At 72.4% G+C, this 16,631-nt stretch carries 16 protein-coding genes, 1 pseudogene and 1 riboswitch; of the genes and pseudogenes, 10 read left to right on the forward strand and 7 right to left on the reverse strand.

Translation table 11 applies throughout. The features are described 5' to 3' along the window. The first annotated feature begins 135 nt into the window (after positions 1 to 135). Complete coding sequence (locus tag ACVHNB_RS15490) at positions 136 to 1,389, forward strand: PucR family transcriptional regulator (protein WP_428950581.1); 1,254 nt, start codon at positions 136 to 138, stop codon at positions 1,387 to 1,389. Between the two features lie 26 nt (positions 1,390 to 1,415). Here the strand turns inward: ACVHNB_RS15490 and ACVHNB_RS15495 are convergent, their stop codons facing one another. After that, a complete protein-coding gene (locus ACVHNB_RS15495; protein ID WP_456228358.1) occupies positions 1,416 to 2,447 on the reverse strand; it encodes an NlpC/P60 family protein in 1,032 nt (343 codons plus the stop codon). A 279-nt stretch (positions 2,448 to 2,726) separates the two neighbouring features. On the opposite strand from ACVHNB_RS15495, the pseudogene ACVHNB_RS15500 reads away from it, so the two are divergent. After that, positions 2,727 to 2,798, forward strand: a pseudogene (locus ACVHNB_RS15500) (histidine phosphatase family protein); the annotation flags it as partial. Here the strand turns inward: ACVHNB_RS15500 and ACVHNB_RS15505 are convergent. Then, a complete protein-coding gene (locus ACVHNB_RS15505; protein WP_428950579.1) occupies positions 2,797 to 4,035 on the reverse strand; it encodes a DUF418 domain-containing protein in 1,239 nt (412 codons plus the stop codon). The pseudogene ACVHNB_RS15500 and the gene ACVHNB_RS15505 overlap by 2 nt on opposite strands. 152 nt (positions 4,036 to 4,187) lie before the next feature. Here ACVHNB_RS15505 and ACVHNB_RS15510 point away from each other — a divergent pair, with 152 nt between their 5' ends. From ACVHNB_RS15510 to ACVHNB_RS15520, 3 genes are all read left to right on the forward strand, one after another. Beyond that, positions 4,188 to 4,856 carry a response regulator gene (locus tag ACVHNB_RS15510; RefSeq protein ID WP_456228359.1) on the forward strand — a complete coding sequence of 223 codons (669 nt, stop codon included), beginning with the start codon at positions 4,188 to 4,190 and terminating at the stop codon, positions 4,854 to 4,856. Continuing rightward, entirely contained in the window at positions 4,853 to 5,962 is a 1,110-nt protein-coding gene (locus ACVHNB_RS15515) for a sensor histidine kinase (protein WP_428950577.1), read from the forward strand. Before ACVHNB_RS15510 ends, ACVHNB_RS15515 begins: the two co-directional genes overlap by 4 nt. A 162-nt stretch (positions 5,963 to 6,124) precedes the next feature. Further along, positions 6,125 to 6,928, forward strand: a complete 804-nt coding sequence (locus ACVHNB_RS15520) for a maleylpyruvate isomerase family mycothiol-dependent enzyme (RefSeq protein ID WP_456228360.1) — start codon at positions 6,125 to 6,127, stop codon at positions 6,926 to 6,928. A gap of 110 nt (positions 6,929 to 7,038) precedes the next feature. On the opposite strand, the gene ACVHNB_RS15525 is transcribed toward ACVHNB_RS15520, so the two are convergent. The 3 genes from ACVHNB_RS15525 to ACVHNB_RS15535 are packed head-to-tail and all read right to left on the reverse strand — an operon-like array spanning position 7,039 to position 9,248. Beyond that, positions 7,039 to 7,497, reverse strand: a complete 459-nt coding sequence (locus tag ACVHNB_RS15525) for a Crp/Fnr family transcriptional regulator (protein ID WP_428950575.1) — start codon at positions 7,495 to 7,497, stop codon at positions 7,039 to 7,041. A 50-nt stretch (positions 7,498 to 7,547) separates the two neighbouring features. After that, entirely contained in the window at positions 7,548 to 8,339 is a 792-nt protein-coding gene (ppk2, locus tag ACVHNB_RS15530) for a polyphosphate kinase 2 (RefSeq protein WP_428957450.1), read from the reverse strand. A 42-nt stretch (positions 8,340 to 8,381) separates the two neighbouring features. Continuing rightward, a complete protein-coding gene (locus ACVHNB_RS15535; protein WP_428950574.1) occupies positions 8,382 to 9,248 on the reverse strand; it encodes a universal stress protein in 867 nt (288 codons plus the stop codon). A gap of 331 nt (positions 9,249 to 9,579) precedes the next feature. Here ACVHNB_RS15535 and ACVHNB_RS15540 point away from each other — a divergent pair, with 331 nt between their 5' ends. The 5 genes from ACVHNB_RS15540 to ACVHNB_RS15560 all read left to right on the forward strand — a co-directional run bounded on the left by ACVHNB_RS15540 (position 9,580) and on the right by ACVHNB_RS15560 (position 14,941). Next, complete coding sequence (locus ACVHNB_RS15540; RefSeq protein WP_456228361.1) at positions 9,580 to 12,273, forward strand: bifunctional acetate--CoA ligase family protein/GNAT family N-acetyltransferase; 2,694 nt, start codon at positions 9,580 to 9,582, stop codon at positions 12,271 to 12,273. A gap of 28 nt (positions 12,274 to 12,301) precedes the next feature. Then, positions 12,302 to 13,033, forward strand: coding sequence for a CBS domain-containing protein (locus tag ACVHNB_RS15545; RefSeq protein WP_456228362.1), 732 nt, complete (start codon positions 12,302 to 12,304; stop codon positions 13,031 to 13,033). A gap of 44 nt (positions 13,034 to 13,077) precedes the next feature. Continuing rightward, positions 13,078 to 13,344, forward strand: coding sequence for an SHOCT domain-containing protein (locus ACVHNB_RS15550; protein ID WP_428950571.1), 267 nt, complete (start codon positions 13,078 to 13,080; stop codon positions 13,342 to 13,344). Between the two features lie 5 nt (positions 13,345 to 13,349). Continuing rightward, positions 13,350 to 13,874, forward strand: coding sequence for a flavodoxin domain-containing protein (locus ACVHNB_RS15555; protein ID WP_456228363.1), 525 nt, complete (start codon positions 13,350 to 13,352; stop codon positions 13,872 to 13,874). Between the two features lie 98 nt (positions 13,875 to 13,972). Further along, complete coding sequence (locus ACVHNB_RS15560; protein ID WP_456228364.1) at positions 13,973 to 14,941, forward strand: hypothetical protein; 969 nt, start codon at positions 13,973 to 13,975, stop codon at positions 14,939 to 14,941. Positions 14,942 to 15,041: 100 nt separating this feature from the next. Here ACVHNB_RS15560 and yczE read toward each other — a convergent pair whose 3' ends face one another. Together yczE and ACVHNB_RS15570 are read right to left on the reverse strand one after the other, a co-directional pair. Then, positions 15,042 to 15,650, reverse strand: coding sequence for a membrane protein YczE (gene yczE, locus ACVHNB_RS15565; RefSeq protein ID WP_428950568.1), 609 nt, complete (start codon positions 15,648 to 15,650; stop codon positions 15,042 to 15,044). Further along, positions 15,643 to 16,227: a TetR/AcrR family transcriptional regulator gene (locus ACVHNB_RS15570; RefSeq protein WP_456228365.1), complete on the reverse strand. Its 585-nt coding sequence runs from the start codon at positions 16,225 to 16,227 to the stop codon at positions 15,643 to 15,645. The genes yczE and ACVHNB_RS15570 overlap by 8 nt, the downstream gene beginning before the upstream one ends. 209 nt (positions 16,228 to 16,436) lie before the next feature. Beyond that, a riboswitch (cobalamin riboswitch) is annotated at positions 16,437 to 16,601 on the forward strand. Positions 16,602 to 16,631: the final 30 nt, after the last annotated feature.

The raw sequence follows: 16,631 nt of genomic DNA on the forward strand, positions 1-16,631 counted from the left end.
GCAGGACGCGTCGGCGCGTTGTCACTCCAGTGACAAGGGTCACGGCGGATTCTGTACGCCGACGACGGGCCGCCGCCCGGGCCCGGCAGTATCGTCGCCGAGCCCCTGATGTCCCCACGCGCAGAGGGAGGTCCCATGGCCGACGGAGCCCGCACCACGGCCGAACGCCCGGCGGACGAGGCCGCGTTCAGCTCCTTCCCCGCCGAACTCCACGACCAGCTGAGGCCGTTCCTCGGTGACCTCACCGACGAGGTCGTCCGCGCCATCAGAACAGAGATCGCCGAGTACGCCCGGCCGATGGACGACACGTACATGCATGTCGTGCACCGTGGCGTCGAGCAGGCCCTGGAGGGTTTCCTCGCCCGCGTCGCCGACTCCGAGACCGACTGGGAGGACGTCAAGGCGACGTATCAGCGCATCGGCCGGGGCGAGGCCGACGAGGGCCGCAGCCTCGACTCGTTCCAGTCGGCGCTGCGGCTCGGCGCCCGCGTCACCTGGCGCCGGGTCAGCGAACTGGTCCGGGCCGACCGGCTCCCGCCGAACGTCCTCGTCGCGTTCGGCGAGGCCATGTTCCTGCACCTCGACGAGATGGCGGCCGCCACCACCGCCGGATACACCGAGGCCCGGCTGCACATCGCCGGTGAACTCCAGCAGCGCCGCGACCGGTTGATCGATCTGGTCACCGCCGATCCGCCGGTCTCCCCGGAGGCCGTCGCCGACCTCGCGCACACCGCGCAGTGGCCGGTGCCGAGGGAGATCGCCGTGGTCGTCACCGAGGGCGCAGGGAAGGGCGAGACGCTCCGGCCCATCGTGCCGCCCGAGTTCCTCGCCCGGTTCGAAGGACCGTCCGGCGTCATCGTCGTGCCCGACCCCGAGGGCCCGGGGCGGGAGAGGGCCATCACCGGGACGTTACGGGGCCTGCGCGCCGCGATCGGGCCGACGGTCGCGCTCGACGAGGGGGCCCGCTCCCTGCGATGGGCCCGCGACGCGCTCGACCTCGTGCGCCGTGGCGCGCTCCCCGCCACCGGCCTCGTCCGCTGCACCGACCATCTGGCGACCCTGCTGCTCTTCCGCGACGAGGACCTCGTCGACGCGCTCGCCCGCCAGCACCTCGGCCCGCTCGACGCCGTACGGTCCCCGCAGCGCGAGCGGCTCGCCGAGACCCTGCTGTGCTGGCTGAGCTGCGCCCGCAACGCGAGCGAGGTCGCCCAGCGCCTCGCCGTCCACCCCCAGACCGTCCGCTACCGGCTGCGCCAGCTGGAGGAGGTGTTCGGCGACCAACTCCGTGACCCGACGGCTCAGTTCGAGATGCAGCTCGCGTTACGGGCACTGAGCCTGCGCCGGTCGCCGCAGGGCGCGGGTGCGCCGGCCGGCTCGCGGAGCGCCTAGCGTCGGAGGAGGGGACGCGGGCCCGGTCAGCCTGCGACGCGGACGCCGAACTGGAAGCTGCCGATCGTGCTCATCGACTCGTACCGGACGACGGCGCCCGGGTACGGCGCGTGCAGTACCTGGCCGCCGCCCGCGTAGAGGCCGACGTGCTCGGTGTTGTTGAAGAAGACCAGGTCGCCGGGCTTGAGTGCGCTCATGCCCACCCGGGCTCCGTCGTTGACCTGCGTGTACGTGACCCGGGAGATCTGGACACCGGCCTGCGCGTACGCCCACTGCGTGAGGCCCGAGCAGTCGTAGGAGTTGGGGCCCGTGCCGCCACGGACGTACGGCTTGCCTATCTGAGAGGCGGCCGCGTTCAGGGCGGCCGATCCGAACTTGGAGGCGGCCACCTCGTTGCCGAGGTCGACGCGGCCGGCGGCGGAGCGGCTGGCGCGCGCTTCGTCGTCGGCCATCTCCTGGCGCTCGGCGGCGGTCAGGGAGTTCAGCAGTTTCTGTGCGGAGCCGAGCTTGCCCTGAATCTCCTTCTTCCTCTCGCCGAGCTCGGTGCGGGTGTCGGCGAGGTCCTTGAGCTTCTCGGCGGCCTCGGCGCGCTCCTGGGTCAGCTCGCGCTGCTTCGCCTGGACCTTCTTCAGCGACTCCAGCTGCTGTTCGGAGAGCGAGTCGAGGGTGGACGCCTTGTCGAGGTAGTCGTCCGGGTCGGTGGAGAGGAAGAGCTGGACGGAGGGGTCGATGCCACCGGAGCGGTACTGCTCGCTGGCCATCGCGCCGATGCCCGTGCGCAGTTCATTGAGCTCGTCCTGCTCGCGGGCGACCTTCTCCTGGAGCCGGCTGATCTCCTTCTCCAGTTTCTTCTGCTTCTCCTTGGCTCCGTCGTACTGGTTGGTGGCCCGCTCGGCCTCTTGGTAGAGCTTGTCGACCTTGGCCTTGACCTCGCTCTTCGTGGGCTTGGGGGCCGCGTTTGCGGCCTGCGAGGTGAGTGCCACGGCAGCGGCGGCGGTCACGGTGAGCACGGTCACTTGAGCGCGGCTCGGCTGCTTGGGTCGACGGTGGGACGCCACGAAGGCGAGCTCCTTCTTCCTCCGGCCGCCCACGGAACACCGAGTGGGCGGTGCCCCTCCACCGTCACACACCTCATGTGAGTGATCATCCAAGCGGAGGTTCGATGTTGACCTTAGTGACCTTCCTGTGACCGTTTCAAAGGTTGACGTGAAAAATATCGGTCACACCCTGCATTCTTTGCGCACAACTCACGTGCAGTGATGCCAACTTGACCGTACGTTGTGTGACAGTTACGTCAAATCGGCTAAGCGGGACATAGGTTGCAGATCTGTTCGCCGACCGTGGCCATGGTCCGCCACGGAGCCGCCATCCGGATGTGGGCGGCGGCCCGGGCCGGGAACGTCGACGTCACCTGATGTGCCGCGCCGGCCGCGTGGCGGCGTGGAGCAGATACTCCAGCGGGCCGCGGGGGAGCAAGCGGGTCCAGACCGTCGCCAGGAACATGGCGGTCACCGTGAACACGCAGAGCGACAGCAGCGCCGGACCGGTGGCGTCCTCCATTCCCACCACGCGGATGGCCACGATGTGCAGCACGTAGGCCGTGAGCGCGATACGGCCCACCGCCATGACGGGAACCGCCCGGCGGGTGAAGCGGGGGCTCCGGGTGGCCGCGAGGCAGAGGGCGACGACGAGGAGCGCGAAGCCCGTGTTGCCGAGGATCGAGAACGTCGTCTGGCTGTGGGGCGCCCCCACCAGCAGCCAGCCGCCGGGGGCGGCACCGGTCAGGTCGCCGACGGTGTCGGACCACCAGGCCGCGGACGCGGAACCGCCGTCCGTGGCCCCGGCCACGGAGGACAAGGCCCCCGGGACGAGGTGCAGCGCCAGCCACGAGCCGCCGTACCCCAGGACGGCGAGCGCACCGCCGACGAGGGTCAGCCGGGCACGGACCCGGTGCCGGGTCAGGTCGAGACGGGCCACCGCCATGCCGGCCAGGAGGAACGGCGCCCACGTGAGGATCGGGTACTCGCCCGTGAAGAACAGCTCAGTGAAGCCGTCCGTGTCCGTGATCCGGGCCAGCGGATCCGCGGCGACGACAGCGTCCGACCAGTCGCCCTCCCAGATCAACTGCCGGATGACGAACAGCACTTGCGGCAGGATCAGCGCGCTCGCGGCGGCGAGGAGCGTCAACGCCCGGGCGCCCAGCCGGTGCAGCGGGAGGAGCAGGAGGAAGAGCAGGCCGTAGAAGGACAGGATCACGTCGACGTCGGTGTCCAGCGCGGTCAGCATGTAACCGAGCACCATCAGCACGAGGGCGCGCAGGACGACCCGGCCGGCCGCCTGGCGTCCCGCGCGCCCGGTGTGCGGACGCGGGCGGCCGGTGATGAGCACCAGGGAGAATCCGGCAAGCAGCGCGAAGAGCGCGGAGGAACGCCCGCGCCCCAGTTCCATGAGGAAGCCTCCGGTACCGCCGATGACGGGGTCGGGGCCGACGTGGGCGGCGTACATGCCGAGGACCGCGAGACCTCGGGCCAGGTCGATGCCCAGGAGCCGGCCCGGGGGTGGTCCCGCGCCCGGATCGGCGGTATCGGTGGTTTCGGAGGGATCGGGCGAACGGACGGATGCGGCGGACGATGCTTGTCGCGTCATGGGCCCGAGCCTCGGTGCGCGTGAGCGCCGGGCCCATCCGGCAGGCGGCCGGAGTCCCCCCGCCGACCGGCGGGGAGGCCCGCCGGGGAACCGGCGGGCGCCACCGGCCGTCACAGCGGTCCACTGGTGGTCCGACGAGGGGCTGAGCACGCATGATCCGGGTACTGGTCGTCGACGACGAGGCCATGGTGCGTACGGGCTTCCGGCACATCCTGGACACCGCGGACGACATCGAGGTGGTGGCGGCCGTCTCCGGCGGCGCCGCCGTCGAGACCGCGCGCGGACGTCGGCCGGACGTCGTACTGCTCGACATCCGGATGCCGGACGTGGACGGACTGACCGTACTGGCCGAGCTGCGCCGGATGCCGGATCCGCCGGTGGTCGCGATGCTCACGACGTTCGACATGGACGAGTACGTGTCCGCCGCCCTGCGCAGCGGGGCGGCCGGATTCCTGCTGAAGGACACCGATCCCGAGCAACTCCCTTACTTGATACGTTCCTTGGCCCAAGGCGGCGTCGTACTGTCGGGCAAGGTGACGCGCAGGGTCGTCGACGGCTACCTGGACACGGGGCCCGGCAGCCCGGCCGCCACGGGTGTCGCCCGGCTCAGCGAGCGCGAGCGCACCGTGGTCGTCCTCGTCGCCGAGGGCCTGTCCAACACCGGCATCGCCGAGCGGATGCATCTCAGTGCCGCGACGGTCAAGGACCATGTGAGCGCGGTCCTGGCGAAGCTGGGGGTCGGCAACCGGGTCCAGGCAGCGCTGCTCGCCCAGCGCGCCGGTCTGCTCAACGAGCCGTCCGCGCCGCCGGAGGCCCGATGAGCCGACGCCCGTCCGGCCTCGTCGTCGACATCGCTCTCGTGGCCGTCGCGCTGCTGGACGTCCGGGTGCACGTCCAGGGTCACCACCGGGCGTCCATGGCGTGTGCGCTGCTGGGCGCATTCGCGCTCCTGCTGCGCCGCCACCGGCCCCTGCTGACCTATCTGCTGACGCTGCCCACCACGCTCGTCACGGACGCGGTGTTCGCCACCCTGGCCGCGCTCTACGCGCTCGCGTCCCGCACCCATCACCGCGCCCTGCTGGTCTGCTGCGCACTGGTCTTCACCCTCAGCGACACCACCGTATGGTCGTACGACGCACCGGAGTTCGCCGATCCTTCGGACTCCCGCGCCCTGGTCACGATCACGTACAGCCTGGCGACGGCGGCCGCGCCCGTCTTCCTCGGGCAGCTCGTCCAGGCCCGGCGGGCCCTGGCGCTGCGGCTCGCCGAGATCACCGAAGCGCGGGTGAACGAGCGGCAGTTGATCGCGCAGACCGTGCTGGCCAAGGAACGGGCCCAGCTGGCCCGCGAGATGCACGACGTCGTCTCCCACCAGGTCAGCCTGATCGCGGTCCGCGCGGGCGCCCTCCAGGTCAGCACCGGGGACACGGAGTCGAAGGCGGCCGCCGCCGACATCAGACGGCTCGCCGTGCAGACACTCGACGAACTGCGGCACATGGTCGGCGTCCTGCGGGCCGCGGGCAGCCGCCCCGCCGAACTCACCCCGCAGCCCTCGCTCGCCGACCTGCCGAACCTGGTCCACGCCAGCGGGATCGAGGCCGAGCTGAGCACCGAACTGACCGAGGAGCTGCCGACCACCGCGCAGCGCGCCGTCTACCGCACCGTCCAGGAAGCGCTGACCAACGTACGCAAGCACGCTCCCGGCGCGAAGGCCGCCATCCGCATCGCCCGCGCGGACGACACCGTACGCGTCGTGGTGACCAACACGGCCTCCCGCCACCCGGCCCTGCCCCTTCCGGGCGCTCACCACGGCCTGGTCGGGCTGCGCCAGCGCGCCGAACTCCTCGGCGGGAGCGTCACGGCGGGGCCCACGCTCGACGGCGGATACGAAGTGCGCCTGGAGTTCCCGGCCCGGTCCGCGCGCTGAGGGAGCGCACCGCTCGGCAGAGCAGCGCGGCGGGCGGATCTCATGTATCCGCCTGAGCCTTGGTCCCGGATGGTTTGTGGGACGAGCTGAGTGACAAGGAGTCGAACAGACGGCCCGTGTGCGGCGGTTGTACGTGAAGGGGACGGAGGCGGACGGAGGAGCATGGATTACGTGGAGCAGTTCCGACGTGAGGTCGAGGCGTTCGAAGCAGCTGCCCGCGCGGCGGCGCGGGCAGCAGGGGACGGCGGTGTCGCCCTGGTGCCGTCGTGTCCCGGATGGTCGGTGGCGGACCTGACCCTGCACCTGGGGGCGGCGCACCGCTATGTGATCCGGCTGATCGAGGAGGGGCTGCGGGAGCCGCCGCAGGACCACGGCCCCCAGCACCTCGGGCTGCCGGCGGACACGGCGGGCTGGCCGGATCCGGAAGGGGGCCCGCACCACGGCCCGTTGGCCGAGAGCCTGCTCACCTGGTTCGTGGAGGGCGCCGCGGCGCTGGCCGAGCTGTTCGCCGAGCGGGACCCGGCGGAGCCGGTGTGGACCTGGTCCGAGAAGCAGTCCGTCGGGTTCTGGCTGCAGATGCAGACCATCGAGGCGGCCGTGCACCGCTGGGACGCGCAGAACGCACTGGGCGACCCCCGCCCGATCGACCGGCAGCTGGCGGCGGACGCCGTCACCCACACCTTCGAGGTGATGGCCCCCGCCCGCCGCAGATCGCAGGCCGCGGCGTCGGGAGCCGGGGAGCGGATGCGGTTCCGGGAGGCGGACGGCCACCGCATGTGGATCGTGCAGACGGACCCCGACGAGGTCCTCCTCAACCAGGGCACCGGATGCTGCCTCGTCGAGCTCAGCGGCACGACATCGGAACTGATGCTGTTCCTGTGGCACCGCATCCGCAAGGAGGACCTGGCGGTGCGGGGTGACGAAGCGCTCCTGGACCGCTACTTCAAACTCGTCCCGCCCATGTAGACCGATGCGCGGTGACGGCGCGCGGGCGCGGCGAAGACGGCCGGGCGCACACCGCGGGCGGTTCGAGGAGGCGCGGAGATCCGGTCACCCGGTACGGGGGCGCAGTTGCCTCATCGGGGCCGGCCGCTGCCGTACGGCGCGTACAGGTCGAGCAGCCGGGTGCGGGCCGACTGGAGGCGGTGCGCGAGCACCCGGCCGACCCAGTCGGCGACGGCACGGCCGAAGGCGGTGTCCTCGGCGCACAGGGCGCGGACCGTGGCGGCGTCGAACTCCCAGGCACGTACGGGGGTCGACGCCTCGGCGCCGAGTTGCCACACGAACGGCGTGAAGTGCCAGGACCAGCCGATGAGTTCACCGTGACCGAGCGTCTCGATGAGCGCGGCCCGGCGTCCCGGCACATGCATGTCGAGACCGACGGTGCCGGTGCGCACCACCCAGAACCGGTCGGCGCGCCCCCCTTCCTCGAACAGGCGGGTACCCGCCTCGAAGTGGACTTCTCGGGCGACGCGCAGCAGGCGTTCCCGGTATTCGACCGGCAGGCTCGTGCGCAGCGTGGTCGCGGAGGTCATCCGTCTCTCCTTCCTTGCCTCGTTCCGGGACGGTGCCGGGGCCCGTCGCCTCAGGCGGCGCCGAGCCCCGACGCGTGATCGGGCACGTACCGCTGGAGTTCGCGCGGCGGCCGGTGGTACCCCGTGGACGGCGGACGCGGGGGGAGTTCCAGATCGGGCGGTGGCACGTCCCGGTAGGGCACCGTCGACAACAGGTGCGCGATCATGTTGAGGCGCGCGCTGCGCTTGTCGTCGCTCTCGACGACGTACCAGGGTGCTTCCGGGATGTCCGTGTGCACGAGCATGTCGTCCTTCGCCCGCGAGTACGCCTCCCAGCGCGTGATCGACTCCACGTCGAGCGGAGACAGTTTCCAGCGCCGGGTCGGGTCGTCGAGGCGGCGGCGGAAGCGCTGCTCCTGCACGGTGTCGCTCACCGAGAACCAGTACTTGCGCAACAGCACACCGTCCTCCACCAGGAGCCGCTCGAAGATGGGGCACTGGTGGAGGAAGCGCCGGTGTTCGGCCGGAGTGCAGAAGCCCATGACGTGCTCCACCCCGGCCCGGTTGTACCAACTGCGGTCGAACAGCACGATCTCGCCGGCCGTGGGAAGCCGCTCGACGTACCGCTGGAAGTACCACTGCGCCCGCTCGCGGTCCGAGGGCGCGGGCAGCGCGACGATCCGGGCGACCCGCGGGTTGAGGTGCTCGGCGACGCGTTTGATCGTGCCGCCCTTCCCGGCCGCGTCCCGGCCCTCGAAGACCACGACGAGGCGGGCCGCCTGGACGCGCACCCACTCCTGGAGCTTCACCAACTCCGTCTGCAGGCGCAGCAGTTCCCGTCCGTACAGCGCCTTGTGCACCAGGTTGCTCCTCTCCCGAGGGGGCGGCGGGTCCGGTGGGCCCGGTCAGTCGTGCGGGACGACCGCGACCGGGCAGGCGGAGTGGTGCAGGACGGCATGGCCGACCGGGCCGAGCTGCAGACCAAGAGCGCCGCGGTGCCGGCGGGCGCCGACGATCAGCAGATCGCAGTGCGCGGACACCTCGACCAGGATGTCGCGGGCCCGCCCCTCCCGCGGCTGCGTCCGTACCGTCACCGCGGCGTGACCCTCGCGCGGGTCGTGCAGCGTGACGCTCAACTCGTTCTCCGCCCGCACCTGGTGGGTCTCGCTGTCGGCCGTGGGGTAGTCGGGCACCTCGTGAGCGGGGCACCGCCAGGCCCGCAGCGCGAGCAGATCGGCCCGGCGCAGCTCGGCCTCCCGGAACGCGAACTCGGCGACGTCCGCGGCCCCTTCGGCCTCCCCCACGCCCAGGGCGAGCTGCCCGAAACCGCCGTGCACGTTCTTCTCGTGGCCGCGCACGACGACGACAGGAGCCTCGGCGCGCGCGGCGACCGGAAGGCTGACCGAGCCGAGCAGCAGCCCCGCGAAGGTACCCCGCCCGCGGCTGCCGACCACCACCATCACAGCCTCTCGGCTGGCCTCGACCAGGGCGGCCGCCGGGTCGTGCGGGGTGACCTCGCCGGTGATCCTGGTCCCGGGTGCGCGGTGCCGGGCACGTTCGGTCGCCTGCGCCGCGATGTGCTCCGCGAACTCCTGGACGGCGCCGCGGCCGCGGCCGAAGGACGGCTCCAGGACTTCGTACCGCTCCCAGCGCGAGGCGTGCAGCAGATGCAGCCCGGCGTCGCGGCGCCCCGCCTCCTCGATCGCCCAGTCCAGGGCCTGAGCACTCGACTCCGAGCCGTCGATCCCGACGATCAGCGGACCCCGTTCCACGGTCCTCGCCCCCTTCCGGGGAGGCCCCGATGAGGGCCTCCCCGCCCACGCTGGCATCGCCCGGTCGCCGGGAGCAGGGGCGAACTGGCCCCGCACATCGGGTCGTTCGGCCCTGCCGGGCCGTCCGGCTCTCTACGTCGCGCGCCTCGACGGCACGGTCGGGGGAGCGCTCGGGGCGCCGCGTCGGGCCGGTCCGCGCGGTGGGGGCACAGGGCCGGACGGCCCCGTCCCTCTGCCCCGCCCGCCCCTGGGAGCCGGGGCGCGCACGCCGGACGCTGGACGAGGAGGCCGGCGACCGAGTCGGCGTCCGAAGTCGCCGGAGGGCGAGGACATGACGGACAGGCGCAACGCCACGGCCGGGACACACTCGCTCCTCGTCGACGGAACGACCGTACGGATCCGTCCGCCGCGCGGCGCGGACCACGCCAAGGTGCGGGAACTCTACGAGGAGATGTCGCCGGGGAACCTGCGGCTGCGCTTCTTCGGGCTGAGCCGCGACTCGGCACGCCGGGCCGCGGACCGGATCTGCGACACGTCCGACAAGGGACACCGGGGGCTTCTGGCCGAGCACGAAGGGCAGTTGGTGGGAGTCGCCGAGTACGAGCGGACGCCGGGCACGGACGCCGCCGAGATCGCACTCGCCGTGGGGGACGACTGGCACCACCGGGGCGTCGGCACCCTCCTCCTGGAACATCTGGTCTCAGCCGCCCGCGCGGACGGCATCGCCGCGTTCACCGCGGACGCCCTCGCCGAGAACCACGAGGTGCTGAAGGTCTTCGCCGACCTGGGACTGCGCACCGCCCGCCGGTTCGACGGGCCCGAAGTCCGCTGCACCGTCCAACTCGCCCAGAGCGAGACCTATTTGACCGCGGTGGAGCAGCGCGGGCGGGCCGCCGCGGTCGCCAGCCTCGTGCCCCTGCTGCGGCCCCGCTCGGTCGCCGTGGTCGGCGTGGGCCGGGGGCCCGGCTCGCCCGGGCGCGCGATCCTGCGCAACCTGCGCACCGGCGGCTGCACCGCCCGGCTGCACGCCGTGCACCACCGGGCCGCCGCCGTCCTCGGGGTGCACGCCTTCCCGGCCGTCTCCGCACTGCCCGAGGTCCCGGACCTGGTGGTGCTGGCGGTGCCCGCCGATGAGATGGTCGGGATCGCCGAGGAGTGCGGCAAGCTCGGCGCGCACGCGCTGCTCGTCGTCACCGGCGGACTCGACCCGGCCCGGGCCGCCGTCCTCCTGGAGACGTGCCGCACCCACGGCATGCGGCTCGTCGGGCCGCACTGCCTCGGCCTGGCGAACACCGAGGAGACGGTCCGCCTCGACGCCACCTTCGCCGCCGCGCACCCGGCCCCGGGCACCGCCGGAGTCGCCGCCCAGTCCGGCGGCGTCGGCATCGCCCTGCTCGGCGGCCTGGCCCGCCTCGGTATCGGCGTGTCCAGCTTCGTCTCGCTCGGCGACAAGTACGACGTCAGCGGGAACGACCTGCTCCAATGGTGGGAGAGCGACGAGCGCACCGGCCTCGCGCTGCTGCACCTCGAATCGTTCGGCAACCCGCGGGCGTTCTCCCGGACCGCCCGCCGCGTGACCCGCCGGATGCCCGTGCTGACCGTGGACGCGGGCCGCACCGAGGCGGGGCGCCGCGCGGCCGCCGCGCACACCGCTGCCGCCGCCACCCGCACCATGACCCGGCAGGCCCTGTTCGCACAGGCCGGCATCACGGCCACCCGCACGATCCCCGAACTCCTCGACGCGGCGGCCCTGTTGTACGCGCAGCCCCTGCCCGCCGGACGCCGGACCGGCATCGTCACCAACGCGGGCGGCGCCGCCGTGCTCACCGCCGACGCCTGCGCGGAAGCGGGGCTGACCCTGCCGCCGTTCGGGCCCGGCCTCGTCGACGAGCTGCTCGCCGTCCTGCCGCGCGGAGCGAGCGCCGTCAACCCCGTCGACGCCGGCGCCACGGTCACCGAGGACCAACTCCGCGACTGCGTGGACCTCTTGACCGGATCCGGCGCCGTCGACGCGATCCTCGTGGCGCTGGTGCCGACCGCCGTGTCCGCCGCGACCGGCGACGATCTCGTCCGGTCCCTCACCCGGGCCCCCGGACGACGCCGCACCCGCCCGCTGGCCGCGGTCCTCCTCGACCAGGCCGAATCCGTCCGCCTGCTCCCTGCCGACCAGGGGCCCGTGCCGTCCTACGCCGATCCCCAGGCCGCCGCCCGCGCCCTCGCCCACGCGGCCGCACGCGCCGACTGGCTGTCCCGGCCCCCGGGGACCGTCCCCGCGCCCGAAGGCCTCGACCCGGAGCGCGCCCGCGGCGTGGCCGAGCGCCACCTGGGCGCATCCGGGGACGGCGGCTGGCTCGACCCGCGCGCCTGCGCCGAACTCCTCGACTGCTACCGCATTCCGCAGCTGCCCTGGGCCTGGGCGGGAACCGAGGACGAGGCCGTGCTCGCCGCCGAACGCCTCAGGGGAGCCGACGGCCTCGTCGTGCTCAAGGCGCACTGGCCCGGCCTCCTGCACAGGACCCAGCAGCGCGCCGTGCATCTGGACCTGCGCGGCGACAGCCAAGTGCGGGCGGCACACCGGGACTTCGAGATCCGTTTCGGCGGCGTGCTGACCGGAGTGGTGGTGCAGCCGCTGGCCCCGCGCGGCATTGAGCTCTTCGCGGGCGTCGTGCAGGACGCCGTGTTCGGACCGCTCGTCCTCTTCGGACTCGGCGGCACCGCCCACGAGGTCCTCGCCGACCAGGCGGGCCGCCTTGCGCCGCTCACGGACCACGACGTCCACGACCTGATCACCGCGCCGCGCTGTGCCCCGCTGCTGTTCGGGCACGGCGCACGGGGCCCCGTCGACCTCGAAGGCCTGGAACAACTCCTGCTGCGGCTGTCCCATATGGCGAGCGACCTGCCGCAGCTCGCCGAGGCCGACTTCAACCCGGTGCTCGCCCGTTCCGGCGGTGTCACGGTCGTCGATGCCCGGATACGCCTCGCGCCGGCCCGGACCCGGGACCCCTACCTCAGGCGACTGCGCTGACGACGAACGACGAGAGGAGCCGGCGGAGATGAAGCACAGCAAGGTCGGATCCGTGATGGTGGCGGAGGTCGTGCACGCCGAGTACGCCACGCCCTTCAAAGAAGTCGCACGGCTGCTGAACCGGCACCGGATCAGCGGCCTGCCGGTGGTGGACGACGACGAGCGGGTCATCGGTGTGATCTCCGAGACCGATCTCATGATCCGCCAACGCGACGAGGCCGAACCCGAGTCCCGCGGCAGGCGCCGATGGCTCTCGCGGCTGCGCCGCGGTGCCCGCGGCACCCGCCGCAAGGAGACCGCTCGTACCGCCGGTCAGCTGATGTCCGAGCCGGCCGTCACGGTCCACGCCGACGACACGATCGCCGAGGCCGCCCGCACCATGGCCCACCGCAAGGTGGAGCGGCTGCCGGTGGTCGACGAGGAGGACCGGCTCGTCGGCATCGTCACGCGCCGCGATCTGCTCCAGGTGTTCCTGCGCCGTGACGACGAGATCCGCCGCGAGGTCGTCGACGAGGTGCTGGTGCGCTGCCTGTGGCTGACGCCGGAAACCCTCACCGTCCAGGTCCACGAGGGCGTGGTCACCCTGACCGGCCAGGTCGAGCGGCGCAGCGAGAAGGACATCGCCGCCCGCATGACCGGACACATCGACGGCGTCGTCGCCGTCGTCGACAAGATGTCGTACCGGCAGGACGACGCACACCTGCGCCCCGACGAGCCGGCGATGCACGGGATCCAGGAGCACTGGCTGCGCAAGCGGTGAACACACGAGAACACGAGAACGGGAGAACACGGAGGGAGACGGCGATGTTCGGCAATATGGGCCCCTACATGAACAGTTGGGGATACACGCTGATGGCGGCGAGCGTCCTTGCGCTCTGGGGGCTGCTCGGCCTGGCCGCGTTCGCGCTCAGCCGCGGCACGTCCCGCCGCTTCGACGACCGTGAGATGCCGCCCGGGCGGGCCGAGCAACTGCTCGCCGAACGGTACGCCCGCGGGGAGCTGGACGCGGACGAGTACCGCAAGCACCTCGCCGTGCTGCGCGACAACACACCCCTCACCAAGGGAGGTTGACGGCCATGGCCGACAGGGAGCCTCGCGTGCTGATCGCCTACGGGACGAAGAACGGCTCCACCGCAGAGATCGCCCGGCACCTGGGCGAGGTCCTGGCCAAGGAAGGGTGCGCCATGACGGTGTGCCCCGCCGACGAGGTCGGCGTGGACGTGTCCGCGTACGACGCCGTGGTGCTCGGCGGCGCCCTGTACGCGGGCCGCTGGCACCGGGACGCCCGCCGCTTCGCCCGCCGGGCCCGCCGCGACCTGGCGACGCGCCCGGTGTGGCTGTTCAGCAGCGGTCCGCTCGACGCCTCCGCCCCGGACCGGGACATCGCGCCGGTGCGAGGTGTGCGCCGCGTCGCGGACCGGATCGACGCGCGGGGCCACGTCACGTTCGGGGGCCGGCTCGACGAGCACGCCCGCGGTTTCACGGCACGGATGATCGTCAGGTCCGGCAGGGGTGGGGACTACCGGAGCTTCGAGCAGGTCACCGCCTGGGCCGAGGGCATCGCCCGCGACGCCCGGTCCGCCAATTCCGAGAGGACGTGACGCGCGGTGGGATGCCCGTACGGCACGGAAGCCGCTGGGCGGGGTGGCTTAGGCTGCCCTCCCGCGCCCGGGTGAGGTGCGGGTCGGAGGGGGCGGGCATGGCCGGTCGGGACACGAAGCACGGCGAGATCACACTCAACTCCACGCTGCGGGCGGAGATCGATCTGCCCTGCCCGACGACCGGTGCCGCTTACCGCGAGCTGGCCGAACGCTGGTTCACCGCCGCGATCGAGGCACTCGCGGGGCCGCTGGGGGCGACCTTCGCATCCGACGCGGACTTCTCCGGTCGCGCCGTCGCACTCAGCCGCGGCGAAGCCGCCCCCGGAGAGCTGTGGGCGACCCTGGTGCTTCTCGAGCCGACCCGTCGGCGCAAGAGACCGTACGAGGTCCACTGGTCCCCGAAGAACTGGCGCGCCTTTCTGCGGGATCTGGAGGACATGCCCGGTCAGGCGACGGTCGCCCTCAGCACCGTCGGCCCCGACGGCCACCCCGACCAGCCGTCGCTGTATGTCGACGTGGACCGGGACCGCGACACCCCCGAGGTCGTCTCACTCGTCGCGTCCCGCTCCACGGAGGAATTCACCGACCCGGGCACCCGCGACGAGACCCAGCACCGCTGGATCGCCTTCTTCCGTACGCAACTGCACCGGCACACGGACATCCTCTACGGAAGCATCGCGGACGACGCGGAATCCGTGACGGGCAGGACCGCGCTGGAGCGTGAGATCGGCCTGCTGCTGGAGGACACGTTCCCCGAACTGGACACGGCCCTGCGGGGCTACGCGTGGTGGACCGTCTGCTCCCCGGGCGCGGCAGCGCGCCTCGGCGGCATCGAGGCCCTCCGCGACAGCGGCGCCTTCCACGAGGCCGAGCTGCTGCCCGGGGGAGGGGCGTCCCTGCGGGCGACCGCGAACCTCTGGGAGTACGACGAGGAACGGGTGCGCGCGGTGTTCCGGGCGGTGGCCCCCGCGCTGCCCGAAGGGAAGCCGTCCAGATCGATCAGCTCGGACACGCACAGGCTGGTCTGCGAGGACGCGGCGGACCACCGAGGAGCACAGCGCCGCTGACTTTCCCTGTCGTTCCGGCCGCGGCAACGGAAATCAGGGCGGTGAAGGGAACCCCGGCGCGGGACAGTCGGGTTCGGCGTACGTACCCGACCGGGCCGTCTCACCGGCCCCGGTCCGGTCGGCCCAGCGTCAGCTTCGGCAGCGCATAGCCGACGAGGGGGCCTATCGCGAGGGCGAACACCACCGTGGCGATGCCGACACCGCCGCCCAGCAGCCATCCCGCGGCCAGCACCGACACCTCGATCGCCGCACGCGCCGCCACGACGGGAACGCCGCGCTCGGCCAGCCCGGTCATCAGCCCGTCACGGGGACCCGGGCCCCAGCCCGCCCCCACGTAGAGACCGGTCGCGACGGCCACGCCGCACACCGCCACCACGAGGAAGACCGCCCGTTCGACCAGGTGGTGCGCGGCGGGGAGCCACGCGATGCCCAGGTCGAGGAACGGCCCGACGAGCAACGCGTTGGCGACCGTGCCCAAGCCGGGACGCTGGCGCAGCGGGAGCCACAGCACCAGCAGGACCAGCGAGACGACGACGACCACCTCGCCGAGCGAGAGGCCGGTGGCCAGAGCGATGCCCTGCGTGAAGACGGTCCACGGGTCGGCGCCGAGACCCGCTTTGAGGAGCAGTGCCAGGGAGAAGCCGAACAGGGCCAGCCCCGCCACGATCCGTGTGGCCCGCTGGACCGGGCGGTCGGACAGGCTACGCATGAGCGCCCGTGGCCGCCGCGACGAGCACCGCGGCCGCCCGCGCCGCGTCGTCGACCGCGCCGGCCGCGGCCCCGGGACCGTGGACGACCACGCGTCCGGCCACGCCGTCGATGAGGAGCAGGAGTTGGGAGGCGAGCACCTCAGGGGACCTGGCACCGGCCTCCTCGCACAGCCGCCCGAGCGTGTTCAGCAGCCACTGCTTCTCCTCCTGCGCCGCGACCGAGACCAGCTCGTCCGACGGTGACAGCTCGGCGGCGGCGTTGACGAAGGCACACCCTCTCTTCCCGTGGCCCTCGTACCAGTCGGCCAGCCACGTGAACACGGCGAGCAGACGCGGTTCCCCTGACGCCTCGGTGGAGAGGTACGTCTCCAGATCGGCGGCCCGCCGCGCATGCCGACTTCTGAGCGCTTCCGCCGCCAGCGCCGATTTCGACGGGAAGTGGGCGTACAGGGTCGGCTTCGTCACTCCCGCTTCCTGGGCGACGGCGTCGACGTTGGTCGAGACGATCCCCCGCTCATAGAAGACGCCCTCGGCCGCGGCGAGAAGACGGGCTCGGGAGGTGGTGTTCCGCTTCATAAATTAAACTTACCAGTTAGTTTAATTAGGAGGCTACTCCGGCTTCCGTTCCGGGACTTGTGCGGAGCGGGCCGTGTGGCGGAGGTTTGCGGCATGATCCACACGTGCGCGAGGTGAGCGTTTGGGCGCCGGCGCGGTAGGGGAGCGGGACATGGCCGTACTGGTGAGGCCGCAGGCGATCCGGCGGCGGGCCGGATGGCATGATTGCCGACGACATAGGCGACGGCGGTTCGAGGAATCCGGTGTGAATCCGGTGCGGTACCGCCACTGTGATCGGCGAGCGGATCCCGACGAGCCACTGCCCAGGACGGGTGGGAAGGCCGGGACGAGCTTCGACCCGAGAGCCAGGAGACTCACGCTGTCGCCTCCTCGACGGACCCCGGGGCGGACTTCCCCGGAGAGGG

This window comes from Streptomyces sp. YJ-C3 (genome assembly GCF_053891275.1).

Coding starts and splice junctions, on each gene's coding strand:
- ACVHNB_RS15490 (WP_428950581.1), top strand. CDS start 136: ATGGCCGACGGAGCCCGCACCACGGCCGAACGCCCGGCGGACGAGGCC.
- ACVHNB_RS15505 (WP_428950579.1), bottom strand. CDS start 4,035: ATGACGCGACAAGCATCGTCCGCCGCATCCGTCCGTTCGCCCGATCCC.
- ACVHNB_RS15510 (WP_456228359.1), top strand. CDS start 4,188: ATGATCCGGGTACTGGTCGTCGACGACGAGGCCATGGTGCGTACGGGC.
- ACVHNB_RS15515 (WP_428950577.1), top strand. CDS start 4,853: ATGAGCCGACGCCCGTCCGGCCTCGTCGTCGACATCGCTCTCGTGGCC.
- ACVHNB_RS15520 (WP_456228360.1), top strand. CDS start 6,125: ATGGATTACGTGGAGCAGTTCCGACGTGAGGTCGAGGCGTTCGAAGCA.
- ACVHNB_RS15525 (WP_428950575.1), bottom strand. CDS start 7,497: ATGACCTCCGCGACCACGCTGCGCACGAGCCTGCCGGTCGAATACCGG.
- ACVHNB_RS15540 (WP_456228361.1), top strand. CDS start 9,580: ATGACGGACAGGCGCAACGCCACGGCCGGGACACACTCGCTCCTCGTC.
- ACVHNB_RS15545 (WP_456228362.1), top strand. CDS start 12,302: ATGAAGCACAGCAAGGTCGGATCCGTGATGGTGGCGGAGGTCGTGCAC.
- ACVHNB_RS15550 (WP_428950571.1), top strand. CDS start 13,078: ATGTTCGGCAATATGGGCCCCTACATGAACAGTTGGGGATACACGCTG.
- ACVHNB_RS15555 (WP_456228363.1), top strand. CDS start 13,350: ATGGCCGACAGGGAGCCTCGCGTGCTGATCGCCTACGGGACGAAGAAC.
- ACVHNB_RS15560 (WP_456228364.1), top strand. CDS start 13,973: ATGGCCGGTCGGGACACGAAGCACGGCGAGATCACACTCAACTCCACG.
- yczE (WP_428950568.1), bottom strand. CDS start 15,650: ATGCGTAGCCTGTCCGACCGCCCGGTCCAGCGGGCCACACGGATCGTG.
- ACVHNB_RS15570 (WP_456228365.1), bottom strand. CDS start 16,227: ATGAAGCGGAACACCACCTCCCGAGCCCGTCTTCTCGCCGCGGCCGAG.